Raw genomic sequence first — 23,143 nt, 5'->3', positions numbered from 1 at the left:
TCCCCCCCCCCCCCCCCCCCCCCCCCCCCCCCCCCCCCCCCCCCCCCCCCCCCCCCACCGCACACCCCCACGACGGGTTGTCCACAGCTCAGAAAAGCTCCTTTCCCCGCCGTTCCGGGCCGCTTAGTCTGAAGATGTGAGCGAAACCCCCAGCACCTTCAGCCAGCACGATCACCCCTTCGACGTCGACGCCTTCCTCGCCCGGCCCCTGGTCGCCAGGGTGGCCGTCTCCGACTCCTCCGGCGCACCCACGGTGCGTCCGGTGTGGTTCCTGTGGGAAGAGGGGGCAATCTGGTGGATCACCGGCGCCTACTCGCGAATGTCGCGGTTCCTGGCCAAGGACCCCCGGGTCGCGCTGGTCGTGGACACCTGTGACCTGGAGAGACTGGAGTTCCTCCAGGTGATCATGCGCGGTAAGGCCGAGGTCGTGCCCTACGACGAGGAACGCTCCAGACGCAAGCTCCGTCGCTACCTCGGCGATGACGAGTCCACCTGGCCCACCGACTTCAAGGACTTCGACGACGACACACGGCTCGTCCGCTTCGTCCCCGAACGGACCATCGTTCAGGACCTGTCCAAGACCCGCCCCTGAACCACGGCCAGCAATGCCGGTCCAGCCCGCCGACGACGGTTGACACGGATCCAGAAGGTGATGCCGCTGTCAGTGGCGGACTAGGGACGGGTCGGAGCCGTGCCGGGGACCGGCGGGGGCGTCCACTGCGCCACCGAGGAGCCCATCCGCACGACGGCACCGCCGGGGACCAGACGCAGCGCGGCGTTGCGCACCGTCTGGCGCCACCCGCCGCCCAGGTCCGCCCCGAACCGCGCCATGAGAACGGCCTGCGCGGCCATCGTGCGGCATCGCGGGCGCCGGACAGCGTCGAACTCCGCCAGGGCCCGCCCCAGGTCGTGGCCGTGCGCCGCCCAGCCGCCGACCAGACGTCCGAGGCTGGCGCCGTCCTCCAGGGCGGTGGCCGCCCCCTGTCCCATCGTGGGCAGCGCGGCGTGCGCGGCGTCGCCGACCATCGCGACCCGCCCGCGGACGTAGCTCGGCAGCCCGCCCGGCAGGTGGTAGACGTCGTGGCGCATGAGCTGGTCGGGAGCGGTGTCGGCGATGAGTTCGCCTATCTCGGGCGCCCAGTGGGCGAACCGGGCGCGCGCCACCGCGTGCTCGTCGCCGACGACCGCTCCCTCCGGGGCGCGGACGTAGCCGTACCAGTACAGTTCCGACGCGCCGACCCGCACCGATCCGAACTCCCCGTCCGGCCCCCAGTACTCGACGAGACGTCCGTCGCGGGCGGTGTCGGGAACGACGGCGCGCCAGCTCGTGCTCCCGCTGTAACGGGGACGCACACCGGGGAAGAGCGCGGCGCGTACCGCGCTCCACATCCCGTCGGCGCCGACCACGAGGTCGGTCTCCGTGCGGTGGTCGGTGTCCCCTCCGCGCCACTCCACCTCCGCGCGCGCCCCGCCGGGCGTTCCGGGGCGCACACCGGTGACCCGCGCCTCCGTGGCCACCTCCACTCCGGCCTCCTCCGCTGCCTGGCGGAGGGCGGCGTGCAGCCGCTGCCGGTGCAGGCCCAGCAGTGTGACCACCGCGCGCACGTCGGGGCGGTGGTCGGGGATGAGCAGGAGGCCGCGGCCCCGGATGTCCCGGAATCCCGTCGCGGTGGTCTCGTACCCGATCCGCGCGACGCGCTCGTCGTCGAACCCGAGCGCGTGCAGCGCGGCGACGCCGTTGCCGAGCATCGCGACCCCGGCGCCGACCTCGGCCTCGCCGACTCGGCGCTCCAGCACGGTGGTCCGCCAGCCCTCCCGGGCCAGCGCCACCGCCGACGCGAGCCCCGCGATGCCGCCGCCGACCACCGTCGCCACCGGTTCCCTCATAGCCGTCCACTCCCTCGCCGTCGGGCGTCCGGCAGGTGCCGACCGCCATTCAATACGATAGTAGTGGTAGGCGTGGCCGACCTATACTGACCCCCATGCCTCCCGCCAACCTGCGACGACGCCGTGCCCTGGCGGACGCGGCCATCGCCCTGCTCGCCGAGGAGGGGGCGCACGGGCTGACCCACCGCGCCGTCGAGGCCCGCGCCGGGGTCCCGGCCGGGACCGCCACGAACTACGCCCGCAACCGCGAGGCCCTGCTCATCGCGGCCGCCGAACGCGTCCTCGAACTCCACTTCGCGGACATGGCCGCCGCCACCGCCGCCAGCGCCGTCGACCCGGCGCAGGGCACGGCGGACGGGACGGATCCGGCGCCCCGCAGGACGACCAGCGCGCACGACCTGGCCGAGATCCTCGCCGACTCGCTGTGGACCGCGGCGACCGAACTGCGCGAGCGCTACCTGGCGGTCTTCGAGCTGCAACTGGAGGCCCGGCGCCGTCCCGCGCTGGCCGCCGTCCTGGCCCGGCTGGGCGCCACCGCGCTCGCCGACACCGCCGGGCTGCACGACGAGATGGGCACGGGCGTGCCCGAGGCCGCGGTCTCCGTCCTCATCAGCCTCTACTCCGGCACGCTGTTCAACCTGGTCACCCTCCCCGCCGACCTGCTCGACCGGGAGCGGGTCCGCACCCTCGCGGAGGCGATGGTGCGTGGAGCGCTCACCGGCGGCGGGGCGTAGGCCTCACCCCGTGTCCGGCGGGAGTGGCACGTCCTGTTCGCGGCGAGGGTCGGTGCTCACCGCGTCGGCCCACGCCGCCAACCCGCGCGCGAGCGTGCGCGTCCGCACCGGGTCAGCCCCTCCGCCTACCGGGAGCGCTTCGGGCCGAGGCCGCCGACCGGGATCTCCGGCCGCCCGGTGCCACGGTCGTGGCCGAGCCGGTGGAGCGCCCCTGGGGAGGGCGGTCCACCTACGTCGCGGACCCCGAGGGCAACCGCTGGGAGATCGCCTGGGCCTCGGCGGCCAGGTTCGACGGTCGCGGTGCGCTGACCGGCTTCGGCGGCTGAGGGCCGCAGCGAGGTCATCCCAGGCGCCCCTGTGCCGGCGCCGCTCCCCGCCACGGCGTGCCCCCCACCCCTGACGCTTGGCGGCATCGGCGCGAGGGGGCTTCCGGCAGGCGTGGCGCCCCCGGAGAGAAGGACCGGGGGCGCCACGGCGGGGCTCAGAGCGTGTCGGTCACGCGCTTGCCGTCGCTCTTGTCGATCGTGAAGGAGTCCACGACCGCGCCGTCGGCGGTGCGTGCGGTGTAGCGCAGGCGGGTGCCGTCCACCTCCACGGCCTGGAAGGTGGAGGTGTCGGCCAGCTGCACGCGCACCTCGGCGTCGTTGTCGGTCCAGTTGGAGGCGGAGGCGTCGTACATCTTGGTGCCGGTGACCGCGACGGTGTAGACCGGCCCGGTCTGCACGTCGGCGTCGTCGGTGCGGTTCGCGGTCAGGTTGCCCCGGCCGTAGGAGTGGTCGTGGCCCTGGAGGACCAGGTCCACGTCGTGCTCCTCCAGGGTGTCGAGCCAGGAGTCGCGCAGGGGGCCGTTGTCGCGGCTGGGGCTGTTGGAGAAGACCGGGTGGTGGAAGGTGACCACCGTCCAGGGGTGGGGGTTGGTGGCCAGGGCCTCCTCCAGCCAGCGCTGCTGGGTGTCCAGCCAGGAGTCGGCGCTCAGCGGCGCCGCGTTGCGGTAGTTGGAGTTGAGGACGACGAAGCGCACGCCCTGGTAGTCGGTGTGGTAGACGGTCTGGGGCAGGTGGCGTCCGCCGGTGGGCCCGTTGCCCGCGCCCGGGAACTGCGGGTTCCAGTACCGGCTCAGGGAGAGCAGCGAGTACTCGTGGTTGCCGGGGGCGGCGAGGTGGTTGACGGTGCCGGTGGCCTCGGGGCCGAAGGCGTCGAACCACTCGGTCCACTGGGACTCGCTGTTGGGCGAGTCGACGAGGTCGCCGGAGTGCACGACCAGCTCGGCTTCGGGCTCGGCGGCCAGGGCGGCCCGCACCACGGTGGCACCACCGGTGGAGATGCCGTTCTGGACGTCGCCGAAGTACAGGAAGGTGAAGGGCTCGGCGCCGGAGGCCGCGGTGGTGAAGGTGCGCCAGGGGCTGAAGGCGGTGCCGTCGCCGACGCGGTAGCGGTAGGCGGTGTCGGGGGTCAGGCCGGTGGCGGTGGCGGCGTGGAAGGTGCCGCTGGCCGAGCCGGTGTCGGCGCCCTCGACGGTGGTGACCCGGCCGGGGTCGGCGGCGGGGGCGATCTGCACGACCGGCGAGCCGGAGCCGTCCGAGCGCCAGGCGAGGGTCTGGGAGGTGGCGGGGTCGGCCGTGGGCGAGAGGATCACGCGTTCGGGCGTGGTGGCCGCGGACGCGGCGGGTGCGGTGGCGACGACGGGGATCAGGGTCAGCAGGGTCGTGCCGAGCAGGGCGAGGGCGGGGCGGGCGGCGAAGCGGGACACGGGGGGTGCCTTTCTGCCGGGGAACGCTGACGCAGCGAAGGTAACCGCCCTCGGGCAACGCGGTGTGAACGTCCGGGGACGTTCCGTCGCGGCACGGTGAACGCCGGGCGTGACCGCTGTTACAGCCCCAGGACACCGGGCCACCGCCCCCGGCCCCTCACCGGCCGCCTGGCGGGGGTGGAGCGCGATCACGGGAGTCCGTGCAGATGGGAACGCTCCCAAGGGCCTAGGATCGCACCCATGGAAACACGCGTACTCGGCCGCACAGGCAACAACGTGGGCGTCATCGGTTTCGGCGCCTGGCAGATCGGAGCCTCCTGGGGCGAGGTCAGCGAAACCGACGCCCTGGCCGCCCTGCACGCGGCCGCCGACGCCGGTGTCACCTTCTTCGACACCGCCGACGTCTACGGCGACGGCCGCAGCGAGCGGCTCGTCGGCCAGCTGCTCAAGGAGCGCCCCGGCATCACGGTGGCCACCAAGATGGGCCGCCGCGCCGACCAGACCCCCGACAACTACAACCCCGACAACTTCCGCGCCTGGAACGACCGCTCCCGCCAGAACCTGGGCGTGGACACCGTCGACCTCGTCCAGCTGCACTGCCCGCCCGCGCGGGTCATCGCCACCGACGCCGTCTTCGACGACCTGGACGCCATGGTCGACGAGGGCCTCATGCGCGCCTACGGCGTGTCGGTGGAGACCGTGGACGAGGCGCTGACCGCGATCGCCCGTCCCAACGTCGCCACGGTGCAGATCATCCTCAACGCCTTCCGCCACAAGCCGCTGGAGAAGGTGCTGCCCGCCGCCCGCGAGGCCGGGGTCGGCGTCATCGCGCGCGTGCCCCTGGCCAGCGGCCTGCTGTCGGGCAGGTTCCGCGCCGACACCGCCTTCGGCGAGGACGACCACCGCAACTTCAACCGCGAGGGCCAGGCCTTCGACAGGGGCGAGACCTTCTCCGGCATCGACTACGCGACCGGGCTGGAGGCGGTGGAGCGCCTGCGCCCGCTGGTGCCCGAGGGCGTGACCATGGCCCAGTTCGCGCTGCGCTGGATCCTGGACCAGGAGGGCGTCAGCGTGGTCATCCCCGGCGCCCGCAACGCCGACCAGGCGCGCGGCAACGCCTCCGCCGCCGAACTGGCCCCGCTCGACCCCGAGGTCCGCGCCCGGGTGGGCGAGGTCTACGACGAGCTCGTCCGACCCCAGGTCCACCACCTGTGGTGAGGGTCTGAGACACCGCGGCGGCCGACCACTCGGGGCGGCCGCCGCTCGTGGGCACCGGAGGCCAGCGCGGTGACCGGAAGAGGTCACCAGAGCCCGCCCCACCCGCCGTGATCTTGTACTTATAGCGAGGCTCGAGCGCCGACACCGGCTATAAGTACAAGATCATCGCAGGTCAGAACCCCATGCCTCGCACCGGCGACAGTTCCGGTCAGTCCGCTAGATCAGGCCCTGGGCCAGCATCGCGCCCGCCACCCGCTCGAACCCGGCGACGTTGGCGCCCAGCACGTAGTCGCCCGGGGCCCCGTAGCGCTCGGCCGCCTCCTCGCAGCGGTCGTGGATGCCCGCCATCGTCTCGGCCAGCTCGGCCTCGGCGTGCTCGAAGGACCACGACGTGCGCCGCGCGTTCTGGCGCATCTCCAGCACACTGGTGGCCACACCGCCGGCGTTGGCCGCCTTGCCCGGCGCGAACAGCACACCGGCCTCGCGCAGCACCTTGACCGCCTCGGGCGTGGTGGGCATGTTCGCGCCCTCCGCCACCGCCACGACGCCGTTGCGCACCAGCGTGCGCGCCGCGTCGGCGTCCAGCTCGTTCTGGGTGGCCGAGGGCAGCGCCACGTCGCACGGCACGTCCCAGACGCTGCCGCCCTCGACGTAGCGGGCGCCGCCGCCGCGACGCTCGGCGTAGACGCTGATCCGGGCGCGCTCGACCTCCTTGACCTGCTTGAGCAGGTCCAGGTCCAGCCCCTTGTCGTCCACCACGTAGCCTCCGGAGTCGGAGCAGGCCACCACGTTCGCGCCCAGCTGCTGGGCCTTCTCCGCCGAGTAGATCGCCACGTTGCCCGACCCGGAGACCGTCACGCGCTGGCCGTGCAGGCCGCGGCCCGACCGCTCCAACATCCGCTCGGTGAAGAGCACGCTGCCGTAACCGGTGGCCTCGGTGCGCACCCGCGAGCCGCCCCACTCCAGGCCCTTGCCGGTGATCACCCCGGCCTCCCAGCGGTTGGCCAGGCGCCGGTACTGGCCGAACAGGTAGCCGATCTCGCGGCCGCCCACGCCGATGTCCCCGGCCGGGACGTCGGTGTGCTCACCCAGGTGGCGGTGCAGCTCGGTCATGAACGACTGGCAGAACCGCTCGATCTCCGCCTCGGAGCGGCCCTTGGGGTCGAAGTCGCTGCCGCCCTTGCCGCCGCCGATGTTCATGCCGGTCAGGGCGTTCTTGAAGATCTGCTCGAAGCCCAGGAACTTGATCACGCCGAGGTTGACGCTGGGGTGGAAGCGCAGGCCGCCCTTGTAGGGGCCCAGCGCGCTGTTGAACTCCACCCGGAAGCCCCGGTTGACGTGCACCTGGCCCTGGTCGTCACGCCAGGGCACCCGGAAGATGATCTGGCGCTCGGGCTCGCACAGGCGCTTCAGGATGCGCTGCTCGTCGTACTCGGGATGCCGGGTCAGGGCGGGGGAAAGGTCGTCCAGGACCTCCAGTACCGCCTGCTGGAACTCCGGCTCGTCGGGGTTGCGGCGCACGACGTGCTCATAGGCGGCGCGGACTCCGGGGTGGTGGTCACGGCCTGCCTCGTCGGCGAAGGACATGGGTGAACGTTCCTTTCAGCACAGGTGGAACGGGCACCCCACACGCCGTTGTGTCGGGAACCTCGAACAAGCGCACGCTGGCGCAACACATGGTGGTGATCCGAGGCCCTGAGGTCCTCACGCCTGCGGATCGTGGCTGTGTGAGGAGTGTATTACCTCGATGTAAACATAAAACCTCCGTGGCCGCGGTCGGCTACCCCCTCCGGGGAACAGATGTCGACCCAGGTCAGCTCGTGTTCTCATGACGCGAAGACCCAGTGGCGGCCCCGGTGCTCCACCGAGGTCGTGTTTCCGCCGCGTTGCGCTCGCGTGACGCGGCCGCCGCGGTCCCCGCCGCCGTGTTCCGCGGTGGAGTGCGCCCGCACGCGGGCGGGCACTCCGCCGTGTCCGCCGTGTCCCCGCCCGCGTGCGCGCGGCCAATATCGTTTCCGTATTCACCTTCCTTGGTTATCGGCCAGTTGTGCAAGGATTTACCAAAGACCCGTATGGGCGTTCACCGTCCCGTGCCGGACGCGCGAAGAACCCGTGCTCCTCCGGACGGCTCCGTGCCCTCCCAAGCGAGGCAGCCCTGTTTCTTCCGGATGAGAGCGCAGGTCATGGCAGGCAATAGCTAAATAAACAGACATATCGGATGCAAGCTGTACGGATATCGGAGATTGGGAACCGGTACGCGTGTCAACACCCGCCATCCACGCGATACCCACGCCAACGGACGTCGCCCCGCGTCGCGGCGCCACCGGGCAGAGGGCGGCGCGCATGAGCGCAGGTCACCAACCCTTCCCGGTCCGCTTCTTCCTCCATGAGGAGAGCGGGTGTTCCTGGAGTTCCCCGAGGGCCCGTACTGGCCACATCCGGACAGACGCCGAAAACGGTTGCGGTCCGTCCGTGCCATCACCAAGAATCAGTGGTGCTGGAGAGGTTGCCGGGTAAGCGATTCCTCGCCGTTCGCTTCCTCGATCCAGCGCGGATTCCGGCGTCTTTACCGCAGAGGCTTTTGCGTGGTGCGCACTCTTTGTCCCACATGCTCCTTATCGGCTGCTGGGGCGCGTTCGTCGAAGCGGACGGAGGAATGGCACCACCGGGTCCGGGCGCGGGATTGCGCGTCCCTGCCCGCTGTCCAGATTTCCCGCGCGACGGGTACAGCGCCGACACCCGCTGCGCGAAACGAACACGTCAGCACGCGGTCCCGCCCCCGGCCGCGTGAGCGGGTCCTGCTCCCGGGGGCGCGAAAGAGGGAGAACGCTCATGGCCGCGAACACCAAGGAGGTTCGGGTCGGAGGAACGGGACGTGTGCTGGTCGCTCCAGCCAACACCCCGGTCCCCGACGCGACAGGTGACCTGTCCCCCGTGTGGAGTGATCTGGGACTGACCAACGAGGAGGGCGTGACCTTCACCAAGGCGGACTCGCTGGAGGCCGTACAGTCCTGGCAGCACACCGCGCCGGTCCGGCTCGCCTACAGCGAACGCGAGTTCACGGTGACCTTCGCCCTGCTCCAGATCAACCGGCACACGCTCTCCTTCTTCTTCGGCGACCCCGGGGCGAGCACCGAGAACGGAACAACCCGTGCCAGCCTTTCCGCGGCTCCCCAGCCGGACGAGCGGGCACTGCTCGTGGAGTTCTCCGACGGTGACGTGCTGTCCCGGTTCGTCATCCCCCGCGGCATGGTGACGGAGAGCGAGGACGTGCAGATCACCCGTTCCGCCGCCGTGCAGCTCAACGTCACCTTCCAGGCCATCACCCCCTCGCAGAACCCGCACGACATGGTCGTCTGGCTCACCCACGACGCCGGTCAGGACGGCGGAGAAGAGGAGCCCGCCGCCTCGCCCGCGCCCGCCGCCACCTGAGCCGCCCCCAGCCACCGCCACGAGCAAGGGACACCGCCCCGACCATGGAACGATTCAACGTCAACGCCGCCCGAGCCCAGCGCCTGGAGGCGCTGGGGCAGCACTGGGAGTTCGAGCTGGACGACGAGGTCTACCGCCTGCCGACCGAACTGCCCCGGCAGGCGGCGAGCAGGCTCGCCGAACTCGGCCCCTCCGACCTCGACGGTCTGTTGCAGGTGCTCCTGGGCGAGGACCAGTTCGTCCGCTTCGCCAAGCACGACGTGAGCGTGCAGGACGTCCAGGCGATCCTCGCGGCCTACGGAGCGCAGACGGGGATGAGCCTGGGGGAAGGATCGCCCTCGACGCGCTCCTGACCGAGCACGCCGAGGCGATCGAAGCCGACCTCCTGCGCGTCTACGGGGTGGACCTGCTCGACTACCACCGCGGGCGGCTGAGCGCGCGACGGCTCCGGGTGCTGCTCGCCCACCTTCCGCGTGACAGCGCCCTGGTCCGCGCCATGCACGGCGACGCGGCCCAGTGGGGGGTGGCCGAGCACCTGCTCGCGCTGGTCGCCGATCACCAGGCGGTCGGGAACTGGCTGTTCGCCTCGGCGCACACGGACAGGAAGCGCAGGGCGCCCTCGCCTCCCAGCCCGGTCCCCCGCCCCGAGGGCCACCCCGGTCGAAGTACCGCCGCGACCGTGCCGGAGGCGACCGACCGGCAACTGCGTGACTTCTTCGGGACATGACGCGCCCCGACCGGAAAGGACATGAGCCACCTTGAGCGAAGTCGCCGCCATCACCGGTAGCGCCCAACAGGCGGTCAGCGGGCTGATCCAGGAACTGCAACGGTCCGTCTCCCAGGCGGTCGACCAGGCGGCCAACGACATCGGCCAGGGGTTCGCCGGCCTGGTCACCGACCAGGTCACCCAGATGGTCGACTCCTTCAAGACCGCCAACCCCGCCGTCACCGAGGCCGTCACCACCGTTCTCGGCTACCGGGACGCGGTGACGACCACCGTCGACTCGGTCAGCGAGATGGTCGGTCAGGTCCAGGACGCCGCGGGGGCCATGGCCGAACTGCCAGCGATGGTCTCGTCCATGCGCGAATCCCTGCTGGGCACCGTGACCGAGGTACGCAACCTGGGCGTCGAACTGCGCACCGTGGGGAGCGAGATCCTCACCGCCATGGGCACGATGCGCCAACTCCCCGTCGTGCAGCAGGCCATCACGGTCGCCACCCAGCTCTGGGCGGGCGCGCAGCGCCTCCTCAACACGGTCCTGCGCATGAACCCCATCGGCCTGCTGGTCACCGGCATCACCCTGCTCGTGGCCGGTCTCATCGCCGCCTACCAGAACAGCGAGACGTTCCGGAACATCGTCACCGGCGTCTTCGCGGCCATCTGGTCGGTGGTCCAACCCGTCTTCGAGAACATCCGCAACCTGGTGGTCACGGTCTGGCCGCACATCCAGCAGGTCATCACCTCAGCGCTGAACGCCGTCCTCGCGGTGGTCCAGCCGGTCATCGCGGCTGTCTGGGGAGTCATCCAGTCCGTCTTCACGGCGATCTCCACCCTCGTCTCCACCGTGTGGCCGCACATCCAGGCGGTGATCTCCGGTGTCGTCAACACGATCCGCAACATCGTCTCCACCACCTTCAACACCGTCGCCACCATCGTGCAGACCGTGTGGAGCACCGTCACGACCGTCATCACAGGGGCGGTAAACACCGTCCTCAGCGTCATCGGACGCATCCGCGGCATCATCACCACCGTCCGTGACGCGTTCGCCCAGGTCGTCGAGGCGATCAGCGCCCGGATCTCCGAGGCGGTGGGATTCGTCAGGGAGCTGCCGGGCCGGGCGATGAACGCCCTGGGCAACCTGGGCACGACCCTGGTGAGCAAGGGCAGGCAGCTCATCGAGGGCTTCATCCAGGGCATCAAGAACGCCGCGAGCGGGATCGTCGACACCATCAAACGGTTCGTCACGGACATGATCCCCGGCTTCGTCAAGGACGCCCTGGGCATCAACTCACCCTCACGCGTGATGGCCGACCTGGGATTGGCGGTGGGCGAGGGGCTGGCGCGGGGAATCAACGCCAGCGCGCCCGCCGTGGACGCGGCCATGCGCAGACTGGTGCCCTCACCCGCGAACCCGGGCCTGTGGGCGGACGTCTCCGGGATCGTCGGCGCCGCCACGGCAGGGCGCCGCGGCACAGGGGCCATGTCCGGGGCCTCCTCGTCCGAAGGCGTCACCATCAACGTCTACCCCCGCGCGGGGCAGTCCGAGTACGAAATCAGCCGCATGGTCAAACGCGAACTGGTCTGGGCGGGCAAACGATGAACGAGGAACTGCAACTGCCCGTCTTCCACCTCGGCCGTTGGGCGGGCAACCGCCGGGACGAGCACGGGGTGGAGTGGTGGATCGTCAGTGACGAGGGGTGGACCGGGTCCCCGCCGCCGCGCGTGGACCTCACCGACCGCCCGCAGCGCCACGGAGCCTTCGACGCGCCCAGTTACCGGACACCGCGGGTCATCACCCTGGAGGGCGTCGCGATAGCGCCCTCGCGCGCGACGAAGGAACGGGCCAAGGACACCTTCGCGGCCCTGCTCGCCGACGGGTCGCGGCTCTTCCCCCTCGTGGTGCGCGAACACACCGCGACCCGCCAGGTACGCGTTCGCCTCACCGACGGGAGCCGCACCCGCGACACCACCCCCTACGCCTTCGAATGGTCGTTGCAGGTGACCGCGCCCGACCCCACCCGCTACTCCCACCAGGAGCGACGCGCCACCACGGCGCCTCCCACCCGGCCGCCGGGCCTGGCCTTCCCCCTGGCCTTCCCCCTCGGCTTCGGTGAGGAGCAGGGCGGCCGGTTCACCGCGCGCAACGCCGGGACCATTCCCACGGCTCCGAGGTGGGAGATCACCGGACCCTGCGTGGACCCGGTGGTGCAGCACGCCGTCACCGGCGAACACCTGGCCTTCGACATCACGCTCCGCTCCGGGCAGCGGCTCGACGTCGACGTGGACGCGCGCACGGTCCTGCTCGGCACGTCCACGTCACCGGGGTCGGTGTCGCGCCGGTCCGCCCTGCGGTCGGGCTCGCGGTGGTTCGACCTCGCCCCGGGCACCAACCAGATCACGTTCCGGACCGCGGACGGCGACCCCGGCGCTCGGCTCAGCGGGGTCTGGCGCGACGCGTGGCTCTGACGACACACCGTTTCCACGACCACGGAGGAGAACTCCCCAGCATGAACACACGTCGGCCCGCGTGGGTCAACGAGATGACCGCCCAGGAGGCACGCCTGTCCACCGGGCTGCTGGTCACGCCGGCCACCGGCGAGGACACCCGTCCGGGGCGGGTCCGCTCGGGTTTTCGTCCCGGTCCGGGAACACCCGGCAGGGTCAGCCAGGCGACCGGGTCCGGACCCGGGGTCCTCTCGGTCGATCCGTTCCAGGCGGTGATGGACACCGACGAGGGGCCCTACCTGGTCACCCTGCCCGAGACCCACACGATCCGGCTCCTGGAGGACTATCCGCCGGAGGAGGTCTACGACCGCACGGACCTCATCGCGGCCCTGCTCACCGGCACGGCCGACTCACGGGCACTGGAGATCGTGGTCCTCACCGGCCAGGAGAGCGAGGGGTGGGAACCCCCCGAACCCGAGGGGCCCGCGATCCGGCTGGCCCTCGTGAGGGTGGCGGCCAACGCCGAGTTCGTGCTCGGGACGGACATCCGGGCGCTGTGGCGCGAGCATCCCTTCACCTGCGCGGTGGGCGGCGTGCTGCCCGTACGCGACGAGGCCGCCCGCCCCGTCAACCCCCACCAGGGCCTGTACCTGCACCGGCTCGACACCGGAGACCTGGAGTCCTTCCACCGCGACCGCTGGCAGGCGCACCGCCGCCGCCGCGACACCGGCTGGCTGGAGTTCACGGGGGTGGTAGCCGACTGGACCTACTCCGAGGGCGGCACGGAGGTGTCCTCGCTGCGCATCCGCCGCGTCGACGACACCGTCCACCTGGCCGGGCGCGTCGCCAAGACGACGGACGAGGGACGGCCGACACTGGGCTCCCTGGCCGACTACCAGGCGTTCCTGCCCTCCTCCGGTTCCTTCCACACCCTCGTGCGCACGGAGGTGGGCATCAGGCGCTTCGCCGTCTCCGGCGGCACCTTGTGGCTCAACTCGCTGCCACGTGTGGACCCCGGCGCGATCGTCGCGGGAGAGTGGGTGTACCTGAACGTGTCCTGGCACACGGACGCGCCCTGGGAGGCCGGCCTCCCCGACACACCCACCACGGCGCCATGAGCGCCACCTACACCTACTACGCCGCCGACCTGCTCAGCGGAGAGATCATCGGCGACCTCCCGCTGACGGGAGTGGGCTTCACCCGGGTCCTCAACGCCCCGGGCACCTTCCGCGGCACCCTGCCCACCCGCGACCCGGGTGTGCGGGCGCTGGCGCCCCGACGACTCACCGAGCCGGGCAGGACCGCGCTGTACGTGGACCGCGACGGCGTCCTGGTGTGGGGCGGGATCGTCTGGACCACCCGTTACGCGGCCGCGGACGGCATGCTGGAAGTGAGCGCCGCCGACTTCCTCTCCTACTTCGAGCACCGTTTCGTCCTCCCCCATCCGCTGCGACCCGGGATCCCGATCGCGGAGCAGCCGCCGGTCCGCTTCCCCGCCGAAGGAGGAGAGGGCGTCGACCAGCTCTCCATCGCCGAGTCGCTGATCGACCTCGCCCAGAGGCCGCCAAACGGTGACCTGGGTATCCGCGTACGCCGGAGCGGTACCGCCCCGCACGTTCCCCGAACCGCCGCCTACCAGCCCTTCGACCTCAAGCCGGTCCTGGAGGCGCTCTCCGACCTGTCCGACGCCGCCGACGGCTTCGACTTCGTCTCCGACGTCCGCTACGTACGGGGGGTCCCCGAGCGGTCGATCCTCTTCGGTTCACCCCAGCTGGGCCAGACGGGGACCGCGCACCTGTGGGAGTACGGGGCCGGGCTGGTCGATTTCGACTGGCCGGTGGACGCCGCCGACGCGGCGAACCGGGTGTTCGCCCGAGGCGCGGGCAGCGGCGCCGAACAGCTGATCGAGTACGCGGCGGCGACCACGCCCGGTCCACGGCCCCTGCCTCTGCTGGAGAGCGCCGTGGCCGCGCTCGACATCAGCGACCGAAGCCTGCTGAGCGCCCTCGCCGAGCAGCGCCGACACAACCTCGAGCGCCCCGTCACCCTCCCCGAGCTGACCGTGCGCGCCGACCGCCCGCCGTATCTGGGCACCTACCGGGTCGGCGATCCGGCCCGCGTCATCATCGACGACCCGTTCTTCTCCGGTCCCGTCGACGTCACGACCCGCATCGTGGAGTACGAGGTCTCCCCGGGCGACGACGCCGAGGAGGAACTGATCCGACTCACCGTCATACCGGTGGAGGAGACGCCATGAGCCGTGTGAACCGACCGGACACGCTCCTCGACCAGCTGCGCGACATCCGTCGCCGTCTGGCCCGGTTGGAGGCGTCCCGACAGGACTCCGGCGGGGCCACCTCGGCGGCCCGCACATCCGTCGTGCCGGAGGCCCCGCCACCCGTCGGCGGTCCGATCCTGCCAGCGCGGGCACACGACCAGTGGAGCAGTTCCTCCGACACCTGGGAGACGGTCGGACACACCTGGTGGGAGGAGGACCCCGGTCACACGCGGGTGCTGCTCGCGGGGGGAGCGGACGCGGGCACCACGGGGCTGGCCCGGGTGGTGGTCGACGGAGCGGCGTCGGGGCCGGAGCTGGAACTCGGCGGTGCCCCCTCACGCCTGCGCGTGCCGCTGGCTCTGCGCGGTGGCGCCGGGATGGAGGTCCAGGTAAGGCGGACAGGCGGCGCCGGGACCGTGTGGGTCGCCGCCGGTCTGGCCTGAACCCGCTGAGCCATCCGGTGTTCCGGCCGCTTCGCGCACGTGACGCGCCCCACGCCCGACGATTCGGGCCCACCTCGCGGTGCCGCGCGTAAAATCCGTTGCCCCGCGGCCGCGCGGGGGCCGATGATGCCCCCATGCGCGTGGGAGTGGTGGGACTGGGGATGGGTCTGCACCTGGCGGAGTGGGCCGCCAGGCTGGGCATGGACGTGGTGGCGGCCTGCGACCGCGATCCCGCCCCGCGCACCGCGGCCCGCGAGCGGCTGCCCGGCGCGACCCTCGCCGGACGCTGGCAGGACCTGCTCGACCAGGATCTGGACGGAGTGATCCTGGCCAACGACTTCGACGCCCACGCGCCCCTGGCCCGGACCTTCCTGGACCGCGGCGTCCACGTGCTCTCCGAGACCGCCGCGTGCGCCGACGAGGCCGAGGCGAGGGCGCTGGTCGCGGCGGCCGACCGCTCGTCGGCGACCTACTCCCTGGCCGAGAACTACACCCTGCACCCGCACGTGCTGCTCGTCCGCGAGGCCGTCCGGATGGGCGAACTGGGCCGGATCAGCCTCATCGAGGCCGACTACCTGCACGGCATGTCCCCCGAGGGCGTCAGCGGGTTGACCGGCGACCCCGCCCACTGGCGCGGGCGCATCGCCCCCACCGCCTACTGCACCCACTCCCTGTCGCCGATCCTGGCGATCACCGGGGCGCATCCGGTGGAGGTCAGCGCGTTCACCGTGGACGAGGCCGCGCCGCGCCAGGCCAGCACCATGGTGGTGCGCCTGTCCACGGGCGCCTTGGCCGTCACCCGCAACGGCTTCCTCCAGGGCGAACCCGACAGCCACTGGAGCTGGGTGTCGGTGCGCGGCACCCTCGGACTGGCCGAGTCGGTGCGGGCACGCGGAGAGCGCGCCTGGTCGGTGCGCGTACGCCACGAGGGGTGGACCCGCCCCGACGGCAGCGCCCGCGAGGAGGAACGCGTCCCGCCCGCGCTGATCCTGGACGGAGCGCCCGTGGAGCGCGGAGCGGAGGGCACGGTGCGCCTGCTGCGTGGCTTTCGCGACACCGTCCAGCACGGCGCCGAGCCGCTGGTGCCGGTACGCGCGGCGGTGGCGGCCTCCCTGGTCGGGGTGGCCGGAGCCGAGTCGCTGGCCCGGGGGTCGCGTCCGGTCCCGGTTCCCCTGCTGTGACCGGGTTTTTCCTCCTCCGGGACGACCTTCGACGCGGCGCGGCCTCCCCCCGGGCGGGCACTGGCAGTAGTTTCGAAGTAGACCCGCCGCCGCAGGTCCTCCCAACCCCGAGGAGAGCGATGACCCACCCGACCGACACCGACAGCGGCACCGACAACAGGGGGAAGCGGCTGGCCGGTGGCATGATGACCACGGTGTTCCGGTACGGCGGCCACGTCGTGCGCACCGCGACACCCGCCGCGCCCGCCATCCACGCCCACCTGGGCGCCCTGGCCGAGAGCGGGTTCAGGGGCGCTCCGGTGCCGCTCCGGCTGCGCGACGACGGCCGGGAGGAGCTCACCTTCGTGGAGGGGGACGTCGCCCTTCCGCCGTTCCCCGACTGGGCGTTCACCGAGCACACCCTGCGCTCGGCCGCCGAGCTGCTGCGCCGCTACCACGACGCCGCCGCACGCGTGCCCGTGGACGCCTCGGCCTCCTGGAACACCGGCTCCACCGGGATGGCCGATCCCCAGGGCGGCCCGATCCTGTGCCACAACGACCCCTGCCTGGAGAACATCGTCTTCCGCCGGGGCCGGGCCTCGGCCCTGATCGACTTCGACCTGGCCGCGCCGGGCCGTCCGGTCTGGGACGTGGCGGCGCTGGCCTACTACCTGGCGCCCGCGCTCGACCCGGTGTCGGCCGCCGGGACCCCGCACGAGGGGAGCGTCGCCCCGCACCGGCTACGCGCCCTCGCCGACGCCTACGGCCTCTCCCCCGACGACCGCCGCGCCCTGCCCGAGACGGTCGAGGACTACACGGCCGTCGCCCGTGTCTTCGTGGCCGAGCGGGTCGAGAACGGTGACGGCCTGTTCGCCCGCGACCTGGAGCGGACGGGCGGGTGGGAGAGCTGGGACCGCCGCCAGTCCTGGCTGGCCGACCAGCGCGCGGTGTTCGTCGGGGCGCTGGTGCCCTGAGCCGGGCGCCTGACGGCTTCCGGGCCCCGCGGGTGGGGCGGACGGCTGACCCGCGGGGCGCCGGGAGCGTCGTGCCCGCCCCCGGTTCCCGGTGTGCCCGCGCAGGGCCGCGGACTCAGGCGCTGCGCCGGGAGACGACCACCAGATAGCGGCAGTCCTCTCCGGTCGGGTTGTGGAACTCGCACGGCTCGGGCGGGCCCAGGTGCAGGCAGTCGCCCCGCTCCAGCACGTACTCCGCACCGCCCTCGCGGAAGGCGAGCGTGCCCTCCAGCACCCAGATCTGGTGGTGGGTGAGGGCGTAGGCCTGAGCGGGGAAGCCCACCCGCGCCCCCGGCGGCAGCTCCACCTCCACCAGCTCGATCGGGCCACCGGCTGCGGGCGAGACCGCGCGCCGCCGGTAGCCCGTCCCTGGGTCGGTCCACACGGGCTGCTCGTGCGCGCGGACCAGGCGGCGGTCGCCCTGCTCGGCGCGGGCGACCAGCTCCGACAGGGTGATGCCGAGTGCGGCGGCGAGCCGTCCCAGCAGGGAGGCGGTGGGCTGGGCCTCGCCGTTCTCGATCCGGCTGATCATGCCCCGGGAGACACCGGAGAGCTCGGCCAGGGCCCCTCCGCTCAGCCCGCGGGTCCGGCGCAGCTCGCGCAGGGTCGAAGCCAGGGCCGGTCCCAGTGTGTCGCTCATGACGTTCACTATAGGGATCTCGGATGAATACCATGGTCGACATGACTTCGATGCCGACCCTCACCGTCCGCGACGCGGCACCCGCGGACGCCCCGGCGTGCGCGGCGATCTATTCTCCCTACGTCACCGACACCGCGATCACCTTCGAGTACGAGCCGCCCACCGCCGAGCAGATGGCCGAGCGGATCGCCGCGGCTCAGCGGCGGCACGCCTGGATCGTGCTGGAGGACGCGGACGGGGTCGTCGGCTACGCCTACGGCGGCCCCTTCCGCGCCCGCGACGCCTACCAGTGGACGTGCGAGGTCAGCGTCTACCTGGCCATGGGGCGCAGGCGCACCGGCGCGGGCCGCGCCCTGTACCGGGAACTGCTGCCCCGCCTGGCCGAACGCGGTATGCGCACCGCCGTCGCGTGCATGACCCTGCCCAACGACGCCAGTCTGGGCCTGCACCGCTCCCTGGGCTTCGAGGACGCGGGCCTCATGCGCCGGGTCGGCCGCAAGTTCGACGCCTGGCACGACGTCTCCTGGGCCCAGATCGACCTCACTCCCGCACGGGGCTGAGGCCAGCCGCACCGCCACCGGAGCGGAGCCGCCCTCGCCCGGTGCTCCGCCCGGGGAGGGGCGCGATCGCCCGTTGGCCCCCGGCGCCGGCCCACAGCCGCAGGAGCCCGACCCGAAGCGCCTCCCGTGTCCGCGACCGGTCGCGGACCCTCGCGCAGCACCCGCCGCCCCGCGGGAAAGGAACGCGGTCGCGAACGCCCTCCGCGCACCGCCCGTCACCGGAGGGCGCCCCGCCGCCCGAGGTCCCCGGCAGGCCCCGGCCGTATGCTCGTCAGCGGTCCCATGTCCCCACCACCCCCCCGGGAGCACCGCCGTGTCCGTCCCACCCGCGCGCCACCGCCGCTCGGGGCTGGCCTTCGCGCTCGCCTCGGCACTCGCCTTCGGCGGATCGGGCGTCTTCGCCCGCCCCCTGCTGGACGCGGGGATGGACTCCCTCCACGTCACCTGGCTGCGCGTGGCCGGGGCGGCGCTGCTGCTGTTGCCCGTGGCCCTGTCCCACTGGCGCATCGCCCGTCGCCGTCCGCTGCTGGTCCTGGCCTACGGCGTCTTCCCGATGGCCGGGGTCCAGGCCCTGTACTTCGCCTCCATCGCGCGCATCCCCGTGGGCATCGCCCTGCTCATCGAGTTCCTCGGCCCGGTCCTGGTCCTGCTGTGGCTGCGCGTGGTGCGCCGCACCCGCGTCTCCCCCGCCGCCGTGGTCGGCGTGGTCCTGGCCGTGGCCGGGCTCGGCCTGCTGCTGGAGGTGTGGGCGGGCGTGCGCCTGGACGCGGTCGGCGTGGGGCTGGCGCTGGGCGCCGCCGCGGCGCAGGCCGCCTTCTTCCTGCTCTCGGACAGCATGGACGAGGACACCCACCCGCTGGCCGTGGTCGCCTTCGGCTCTCTGGTCGCCGCGGTGCTGCTGGGCGTCCTGGCCCGGCCCTGGACGCTGCCCTGGCACATGCTCGCCGACCCGGTCGCGCTCGGCGGGTTCTCCTTCCCCGGATGGGCGGCGGCCCTGTGGCTGGGCCTGGTGTGCACCGCGCTCGCCTACTTCCTCGGCATCTCGGCGATCCGGCGCCTGTCGCCGCAGGTCGCCGGGGCGGTCGCCTACCTGGAGGTGGTCACCGCGATCGTGCTGGCGTGGGTGCTGCTGGGCGAGGCGCTCACCCCCGTGCAGGCCGTCGGCGCCGCCGTCATCGTCGCGGGTGCCTTCGTCGCCCAGACCGCCGTGCCCCCGGCCCCGGCGCCGCCGGAGTCCGACCCCGAGCAGCCGCCGGTCGCCGCCTCCCCCTGAGGAACGAGGGGCGGCGCACGGGCGCCCTCGGGGCTCCGCCCCGAACGACCGCCGGTCCCCGCCATCGCCCGGGCGGACCGCACACGCGGGCGGGCCCGGCGGGAGAGTCTCCTCCCGCCGGGCCCGCCCGCGTACTGGTGCTGGATCCGCGCCTTTTGGATCAGGCCTCGCCGGTGGCCGCCTCGACCTCCGCGATGAACTGCTCCGCGGCCTCGGCCGGGGTCAGGTCGCCGAAGGTCAGGTCCTCGGTGACGCGCTTGGTGATGTCCACGACCTGGCCCGCGCCGATCGGCGGCGGCGGGTTGCCGTCCACGATCGTGCCCTCGATCTCGGACAGGAACACCGCGCTGCGGGCGTCGGCCTCGGGCAGGGAGTCGATGATGTGCGAGCGCACGTCCACGTTGGCGGGCAGACCGCGGTCGGCCAGGATCAGCTCGGCGGCCTCCTCGCTGTTGAGCAGGAAGTCCACGAACAGCGCCGCCTCCTCCGGGTGCTCGGTGCCCGCGGAGATGGAGTAGAACATGGCCGGCTTGAAGAACATGCCGGTGCGGTCCTCGGTGCTCTCACCCGGGTAGCGCAGCAGCTCGATGTCGCGGCCGGAGGAGGCCGAGATGCCGCCCAGCTGGTTGGTCCAGAAGTGGGCCATCGCGCCCTGGTTGGTGGAGAGCACCGACTGGTCGGGGCCGCCCGCCTCGATCTCCACGCTCTCGGCGGCGCCGGGCTGGCCGCCGTTCTCCGTCAGCTGCTCGGTGACGGAGAACCACTCCTCCAGCGTCTCCTGGGAGAAGCCGAGGGATCCGTCCTCGGCGTAGAGGTTCTCCCCGCGCTGGCGGGCGAAGATCTGGAAGCCCGTCTCGTTGTAGGACATGCTCTGCGTGCCCACGGTCTCGCCGTCGGTGGCCTCGCTGATCTGGGCCGAGATCTCGATGTAGTCGTCCCAGGTCCACGTCTCGTCGTCGGGCATCTCCACGCCCGCGTCCTCGAAGGCCTGGGGGTCGGCCAGGATGGCGTAGGCGTTCACGCCGGTGGCCACGCCGAAGGTCTGTCCGTCCAGGTCGCCGCTCTCAGCGACCAGGGGGTCGATCCCGGACATGTCCAGACCGGCCTCGTTGAGGTCGAGCAGGGCGCCGCGGTCGCCGTACTCACGCAGGTAGCGCTCCTCCTGCGTGATGATGTCGGGGGCGTCGTTGGCGGCGGTGCTGGTGGCCAGGCGGTCCCAGTACCCGGCCCAGTCGGTGTACTCCGGGACGATGGTGATGCCCGGGTTCTCGGCCTCGAACAGGTCGATGACCTGCTGGGTGGTGGAGTGGCGGTCGTCCGCGCCCCACCAGGAGAAGCGCAGCTCCACGGTGCCGTCGTCGGCCTCGGAGCCGCCACAGGCGGTGGCCGCCATCACGATGGCGCCCACTCCCGCGGCCACGGAGAGGAAAGGGCTGCGGCGACGGGCCTGGGGGCGCCCGCTGCCAGGGTGTGCGTGCATGAGTTCGGTTCCCTTCGACTACTTGATTCCGGTGGTGGCGATGCCCTTGACGAGGTATCGCTGACCCGCGAGGAAGAAACCGAAGACCGGTCCCAGGGCGACGATCGACATGGCGAACAGCGGACCCCAGGAGGTCTGCGAGGTCGAGTCGACGAAGGTGCGCAGGGCGACGGGAACGGTGTACATCGACGGGTCGGTGAGGAAGATCAGCTGGCTGAAGAAGTCGTTCCAGGTCCAGATGAAGGTGAAGATCGCGCTGGTGGCCAGGGCCGGCAGGGACAGCGGCATGATGATCTGGAAGAAGATGCGCACGTGGCCGCAGCCGTCGATGCGCGCCGCCTCGTCCAGGTCACGGGGCAGTCCGCGGATGAACTGCACCATGAGGAAGATGAAGAACCCGTCCGTGGCCAGGAGCTTGGGCACGATCAGCGGCAGGAAGGTGTTGATCCAGTCCAGCTCGGCGAAGAGGATGTACTGCGGCACGATCACGACGTGGATCGGCAGCATGATCGTGGCCATCATGGTGGCGAAGAACAGCCGCTTGCCGCGGAACTCCAGCCGGGCGAAGGCGTAGGCCGCCATCGAGCAGCCGATGAGGTTGCCCACGATCGCCCCGGCCACCACGACCGCCGAGTTGAGCAGGTAGTGGTGGAACGGGAACTGGAGCGCGTTCCAGCCCTCGGTGTAGTTGCCCGGGGTGAAGGTCTCGGGGATCAGGCCCGGGGCGCGGAAGATCTCCTCGGTGGGCTTGAACGAGCTGGAGAGCATCCACAGCAGCGGGTAGAGCATGATCAGCCCGAAGGCGATGAGCCCGATGTGCGTGATCAGCCGTCGTGTGCGTTCGGCCCGCGTGCGCTCCTTGGAGGTCACGGGAGCCATTGTCTTAGTCGCCATAGAAGACCCAGTACTTGGAGGCGATGAAGTTCACCGCGGTGAACCCGCCGATGATGATCAGCAGCAGCCAGGCCATCGCCGAGGCGTAGCCCATGTCGAAGGAGCCGAAGCCGCGTAGGTAGAGGTAGAGCGTGTAGAAGAGCGTGGAGTCCGAGGGGCCGCCGGTGCCGCCGCTGACCACGAACGCCTGGGTGAAGGTCTGGAAGGCGTTGATGAACTGCAACACCATGTTGAAGAAGATGATCGGGGTGAGCATCGGGACGGTGATGTTCCAGAAGCGGCGGAAGGGGCCCGCTCCGTCCACCGCGGCGGCCTCGTAGTACATGACGGGGATCTGGCGCAGACCCGCCAGGAAGATCACCATGGGCGCGCCGAAGGTCCACACGTTGAGCACGATCAGGGTGCCCAGCGCGTAGTCGGGGTGGGAGACCCAGCCCTCGCCCTGGATGCCGAAGAAGGCGAGCACCTGGTTGATCAGGCCCTCCGCGCCGAAGACCTGGCGCCAGAGGATGGCGATGGCCACGCTGCCGCCGAGCAGGGAGGGCAGGTAGTACACCGACCGGTACAGGGGAAGCCCCCGCACGCCCCGGTCCAGGACCATCGCCAGGGCCAGGGCCAGGGCGAGCTGGAGCGGCACCGACACGAACACGTAGACGAACGTGACCCTGAGCGCGCTGTGCAGGCGCTCGTCGTCGAACATCCGCTGGTAGTTCTCCAGGCCGACCCACTCGTAGTCACCGATGAGGTTGTAGTCGGTGAAGGAGAAGTACAGGGAGGCCAGGAGGGGGCCCGCGGTGATGAACGCCAGGCCGATGAACCACGGGGCCAGGAAGCCGTAGGCGGCGAGGTTCTCGTTCCGCCGCTTGCCCGGGGCCGGGCTCTTGCCGACCCGGCGGCGCGGCTTGGCACCGGCCGGGTCCTCGGGGGCCTTGTCGGGCCGCCGTTGCAGGAGGGCACTCACGGGGATCCACCCTCCTGTGGGGCCACCGCCGGAGCGCTGGCGGGCGCGTGCGGTCCTGGAATCATGGAAACTGCCAATCTCGTTCGGAAGACGCGTACGCTGTGGGCGAGAACACGTGTTGAACTGCCGAAACATGTTCTGGTAAGCGCTATCCACGTACTAAGATGTTCAGTTTCTAGCACCGGGTTACATGGGTGTCAACGGCAGGTTTCCCGAAAACTGTGATCCAAGCCCCATATCGTTACGCTTCCGGC

General features: G+C 71.7%; 23 protein-coding genes. 16 read left to right on the top strand and 7 right to left on the bottom strand.

From position 1 onward, the window contains the following. The first annotated feature begins 136 nt into the window (after positions 1 to 136). Positions 137 to 592 carry a pyridoxamine 5'-phosphate oxidase family protein gene (locus ACSIH6_RS15240; RefSeq protein WP_435108947.1) on the top strand — a complete coding sequence of 152 codons (456 nt, stop codon included), beginning with the start codon at positions 137 to 139 and terminating at the stop codon, positions 590 to 592. Positions 593 to 672: 80 nt separating this feature from the next. On the opposite strand, the gene ACSIH6_RS15235 is transcribed toward ACSIH6_RS15240, so the two are convergent. After that, positions 673 to 1,887, bottom strand: coding sequence for an FAD-dependent monooxygenase (locus tag ACSIH6_RS15235; protein ID WP_435108946.1), 1,215 nt, complete (start codon positions 1,885 to 1,887; stop codon positions 673 to 675). Between the two features lie 95 nt (positions 1,888 to 1,982). Between ACSIH6_RS15235 and ACSIH6_RS15230 the strand changes: the two genes are divergently transcribed. Together ACSIH6_RS15230 and ACSIH6_RS15225 are read left to right on the top strand one after the other, a co-directional pair. After that, a complete protein-coding gene (locus ACSIH6_RS15230) occupies positions 1,983 to 2,621 on the top strand; it encodes a TetR/AcrR family transcriptional regulator (protein ID WP_435108945.1) in 639 nt (212 codons plus the stop codon). A gap of 188 nt (positions 2,622 to 2,809) precedes the next feature. Continuing rightward, positions 2,810 to 2,947: a VOC family protein gene (locus ACSIH6_RS15225; protein ID WP_435108944.1), complete on the top strand. Its 138-nt coding sequence runs from the start codon at positions 2,810 to 2,812 to the stop codon at positions 2,945 to 2,947. 155 nt (positions 2,948 to 3,102) lie between these two features. Here the strand turns inward: ACSIH6_RS15225 and ACSIH6_RS15220 are convergent, their stop codons facing one another. Next, on the bottom strand, positions 3,103 to 4,371 hold the full coding sequence (locus ACSIH6_RS15220; protein ID WP_435108943.1) for a purple acid phosphatase family protein: 1,269 nt from the start codon (positions 4,369 to 4,371) through the stop codon (positions 3,103 to 3,105). A gap of 240 nt (positions 4,372 to 4,611) precedes the next feature. Here ACSIH6_RS15220 and ACSIH6_RS15215 point away from each other — a divergent pair, with 240 nt between their 5' ends. Continuing rightward, positions 4,612 to 5,589: an aldo/keto reductase gene (locus tag ACSIH6_RS15215; protein ID WP_435108942.1), complete on the top strand. Its 978-nt coding sequence runs from the start codon at positions 4,612 to 4,614 to the stop codon at positions 5,587 to 5,589. A gap of 216 nt (positions 5,590 to 5,805) precedes the next feature. Here ACSIH6_RS15215 and gdhA read toward each other — a convergent pair whose 3' ends face one another. Then, entirely contained in the window at positions 5,806 to 7,176 is a 1,371-nt protein-coding gene (gene gdhA, locus ACSIH6_RS15210; protein ID WP_435108941.1) for an NADP-specific glutamate dehydrogenase, read from the bottom strand. Positions 7,177 to 8,421: 1,245 nt separating this feature from the next. Between gdhA and ACSIH6_RS15205 the strand changes: the two genes are divergently transcribed. From ACSIH6_RS15205 to ACSIH6_RS15160, 10 genes are all read left to right on the top strand, one after another. Further along, positions 8,422 to 9,021 carry a phage tail tube protein gene (locus tag ACSIH6_RS15205; protein WP_435108940.1) on the top strand — a complete coding sequence of 200 codons (600 nt, stop codon included), beginning with the start codon at positions 8,422 to 8,424 and terminating at the stop codon, positions 9,019 to 9,021. Between the two features lie 44 nt (positions 9,022 to 9,065). Continuing rightward, the gene (locus ACSIH6_RS15200; RefSeq protein ID WP_435108939.1) at positions 9,066 to 9,374 is read left to right on the top strand and encodes a hypothetical protein; all 309 of its coding nucleotides are present in this window, start codon (positions 9,066 to 9,068) and stop codon (positions 9,372 to 9,374) included. A gap of 47 nt (positions 9,375 to 9,421) precedes the next feature. Further along, positions 9,422 to 9,748: a hypothetical protein gene (locus tag ACSIH6_RS15195; protein ID WP_435108938.1), complete on the top strand. Its 327-nt coding sequence runs from the start codon at positions 9,422 to 9,424 to the stop codon at positions 9,746 to 9,748. Positions 9,749 to 9,779: 31 nt separating this feature from the next. Continuing rightward, positions 9,780 to 11,342 (top strand): phage tail protein, encoded by a 1,563-nt coding sequence (locus ACSIH6_RS15190; RefSeq protein ID WP_435108937.1) that lies wholly within the window; start codon positions 9,780 to 9,782, stop codon positions 11,340 to 11,342. Further along, positions 11,339 to 12,208 carry a phage distal tail protein gene (locus ACSIH6_RS15185; RefSeq protein ID WP_435108936.1) on the top strand — a complete coding sequence of 290 codons (870 nt, stop codon included), beginning with the start codon at positions 11,339 to 11,341 and terminating at the stop codon, positions 12,206 to 12,208. The genes ACSIH6_RS15190 and ACSIH6_RS15185 overlap by 4 nt, the downstream gene beginning before the upstream one ends. Before the next feature lie 41 nt (positions 12,209 to 12,249). After that, entirely contained in the window at positions 12,250 to 13,305 is a 1,056-nt protein-coding gene (locus tag ACSIH6_RS15180) for a hypothetical protein (protein ID WP_435108935.1), read from the top strand. After that, positions 13,302 to 14,444 carry a hypothetical protein gene (locus ACSIH6_RS15175; RefSeq protein WP_435108934.1) on the top strand — a complete coding sequence of 381 codons (1,143 nt, stop codon included), beginning with the start codon at positions 13,302 to 13,304 and terminating at the stop codon, positions 14,442 to 14,444. Before ACSIH6_RS15180 ends, ACSIH6_RS15175 begins: the two co-directional genes overlap by 4 nt. Next, positions 14,441 to 14,908, top strand: coding sequence for a hypothetical protein (locus tag ACSIH6_RS15170; protein ID WP_435108933.1), 468 nt, complete (start codon positions 14,441 to 14,443; stop codon positions 14,906 to 14,908). Before ACSIH6_RS15175 ends, ACSIH6_RS15170 begins: the two co-directional genes overlap by 4 nt. Before the next feature lie 134 nt (positions 14,909 to 15,042). Continuing rightward, complete coding sequence (locus ACSIH6_RS15165; protein ID WP_435108932.1) at positions 15,043 to 16,089, top strand: Gfo/Idh/MocA family protein; 1,047 nt, start codon at positions 15,043 to 15,045, stop codon at positions 16,087 to 16,089. 119 nt (positions 16,090 to 16,208) lie between these two features. Continuing rightward, positions 16,209 to 17,042 carry a phosphotransferase gene (locus tag ACSIH6_RS15160; protein ID WP_435108931.1) on the top strand — a complete coding sequence of 278 codons (834 nt, stop codon included), beginning with the start codon at positions 16,209 to 16,211 and terminating at the stop codon, positions 17,040 to 17,042. A 115-nt stretch (positions 17,043 to 17,157) separates the two neighbouring features. Here ACSIH6_RS15160 and ACSIH6_RS15155 read toward each other — a convergent pair whose 3' ends face one another. After that, on the bottom strand, positions 17,158 to 17,721 hold the full coding sequence (locus ACSIH6_RS15155) for a helix-turn-helix domain-containing protein (protein WP_435108930.1): 564 nt from the start codon (positions 17,719 to 17,721) through the stop codon (positions 17,158 to 17,160). Between the two features lie 32 nt (positions 17,722 to 17,753). Here ACSIH6_RS15155 and ACSIH6_RS15150 point away from each other — a divergent pair, with 32 nt between their 5' ends. After that, positions 17,754 to 18,281, top strand: a complete 528-nt coding sequence (locus ACSIH6_RS15150; protein WP_435108929.1) for a GNAT family N-acetyltransferase — start codon at positions 17,754 to 17,756, stop codon at positions 18,279 to 18,281. Positions 18,282 to 18,594: 313 nt separating this feature from the next. Beyond that, positions 18,595 to 19,554, top strand: a complete 960-nt coding sequence (locus tag ACSIH6_RS15145; RefSeq protein WP_435108928.1) for an EamA family transporter — start codon at positions 18,595 to 18,597, stop codon at positions 19,552 to 19,554. A 160-nt stretch (positions 19,555 to 19,714) separates the two neighbouring features. Here the strand turns inward: ACSIH6_RS15145 and ACSIH6_RS15140 are convergent, their stop codons facing one another. Genes ACSIH6_RS15140 through ACSIH6_RS15130 form a run of 3 tightly spaced genes read right to left on the bottom strand, consistent with a single transcriptional unit; the run spans position 19,715 to position 22,889 of the window. Continuing rightward, positions 19,715 to 21,034 (bottom strand): ABC transporter substrate-binding protein, encoded by a 1,320-nt coding sequence (locus ACSIH6_RS15140; RefSeq protein ID WP_435108927.1) that lies wholly within the window; start codon positions 21,032 to 21,034, stop codon positions 19,715 to 19,717. An 18-nt stretch (positions 21,035 to 21,052) separates the two neighbouring features. Continuing rightward, the gene (locus ACSIH6_RS15135) at positions 21,053 to 21,928 is read right to left on the bottom strand and encodes a carbohydrate ABC transporter permease (RefSeq protein ID WP_435108926.1); all 876 of its coding nucleotides are present in this window, start codon (positions 21,926 to 21,928) and stop codon (positions 21,053 to 21,055) included. Then, positions 21,918 to 22,889 carry a carbohydrate ABC transporter permease gene (locus ACSIH6_RS15130; RefSeq protein ID WP_435108925.1) on the bottom strand — a complete coding sequence of 324 codons (972 nt, stop codon included), beginning with the start codon at positions 22,887 to 22,889 and terminating at the stop codon, positions 21,918 to 21,920. The genes ACSIH6_RS15135 and ACSIH6_RS15130 overlap by 11 nt, the downstream gene beginning before the upstream one ends. Positions 22,890 to 23,143 lie beyond the last annotated feature (254 nt).

It is taken from the genome of Nocardiopsis synnemataformans, from assembly GCF_965343085.1.
GTDB classification, from domain to species: domain Bacteria; phylum Actinomycetota; class Actinomycetes; order Streptosporangiales; family Streptosporangiaceae; genus Nocardiopsis; species Nocardiopsis alborubida.
This window is presented reverse-complemented; position numbering and strand designations above follow the sequence as displayed.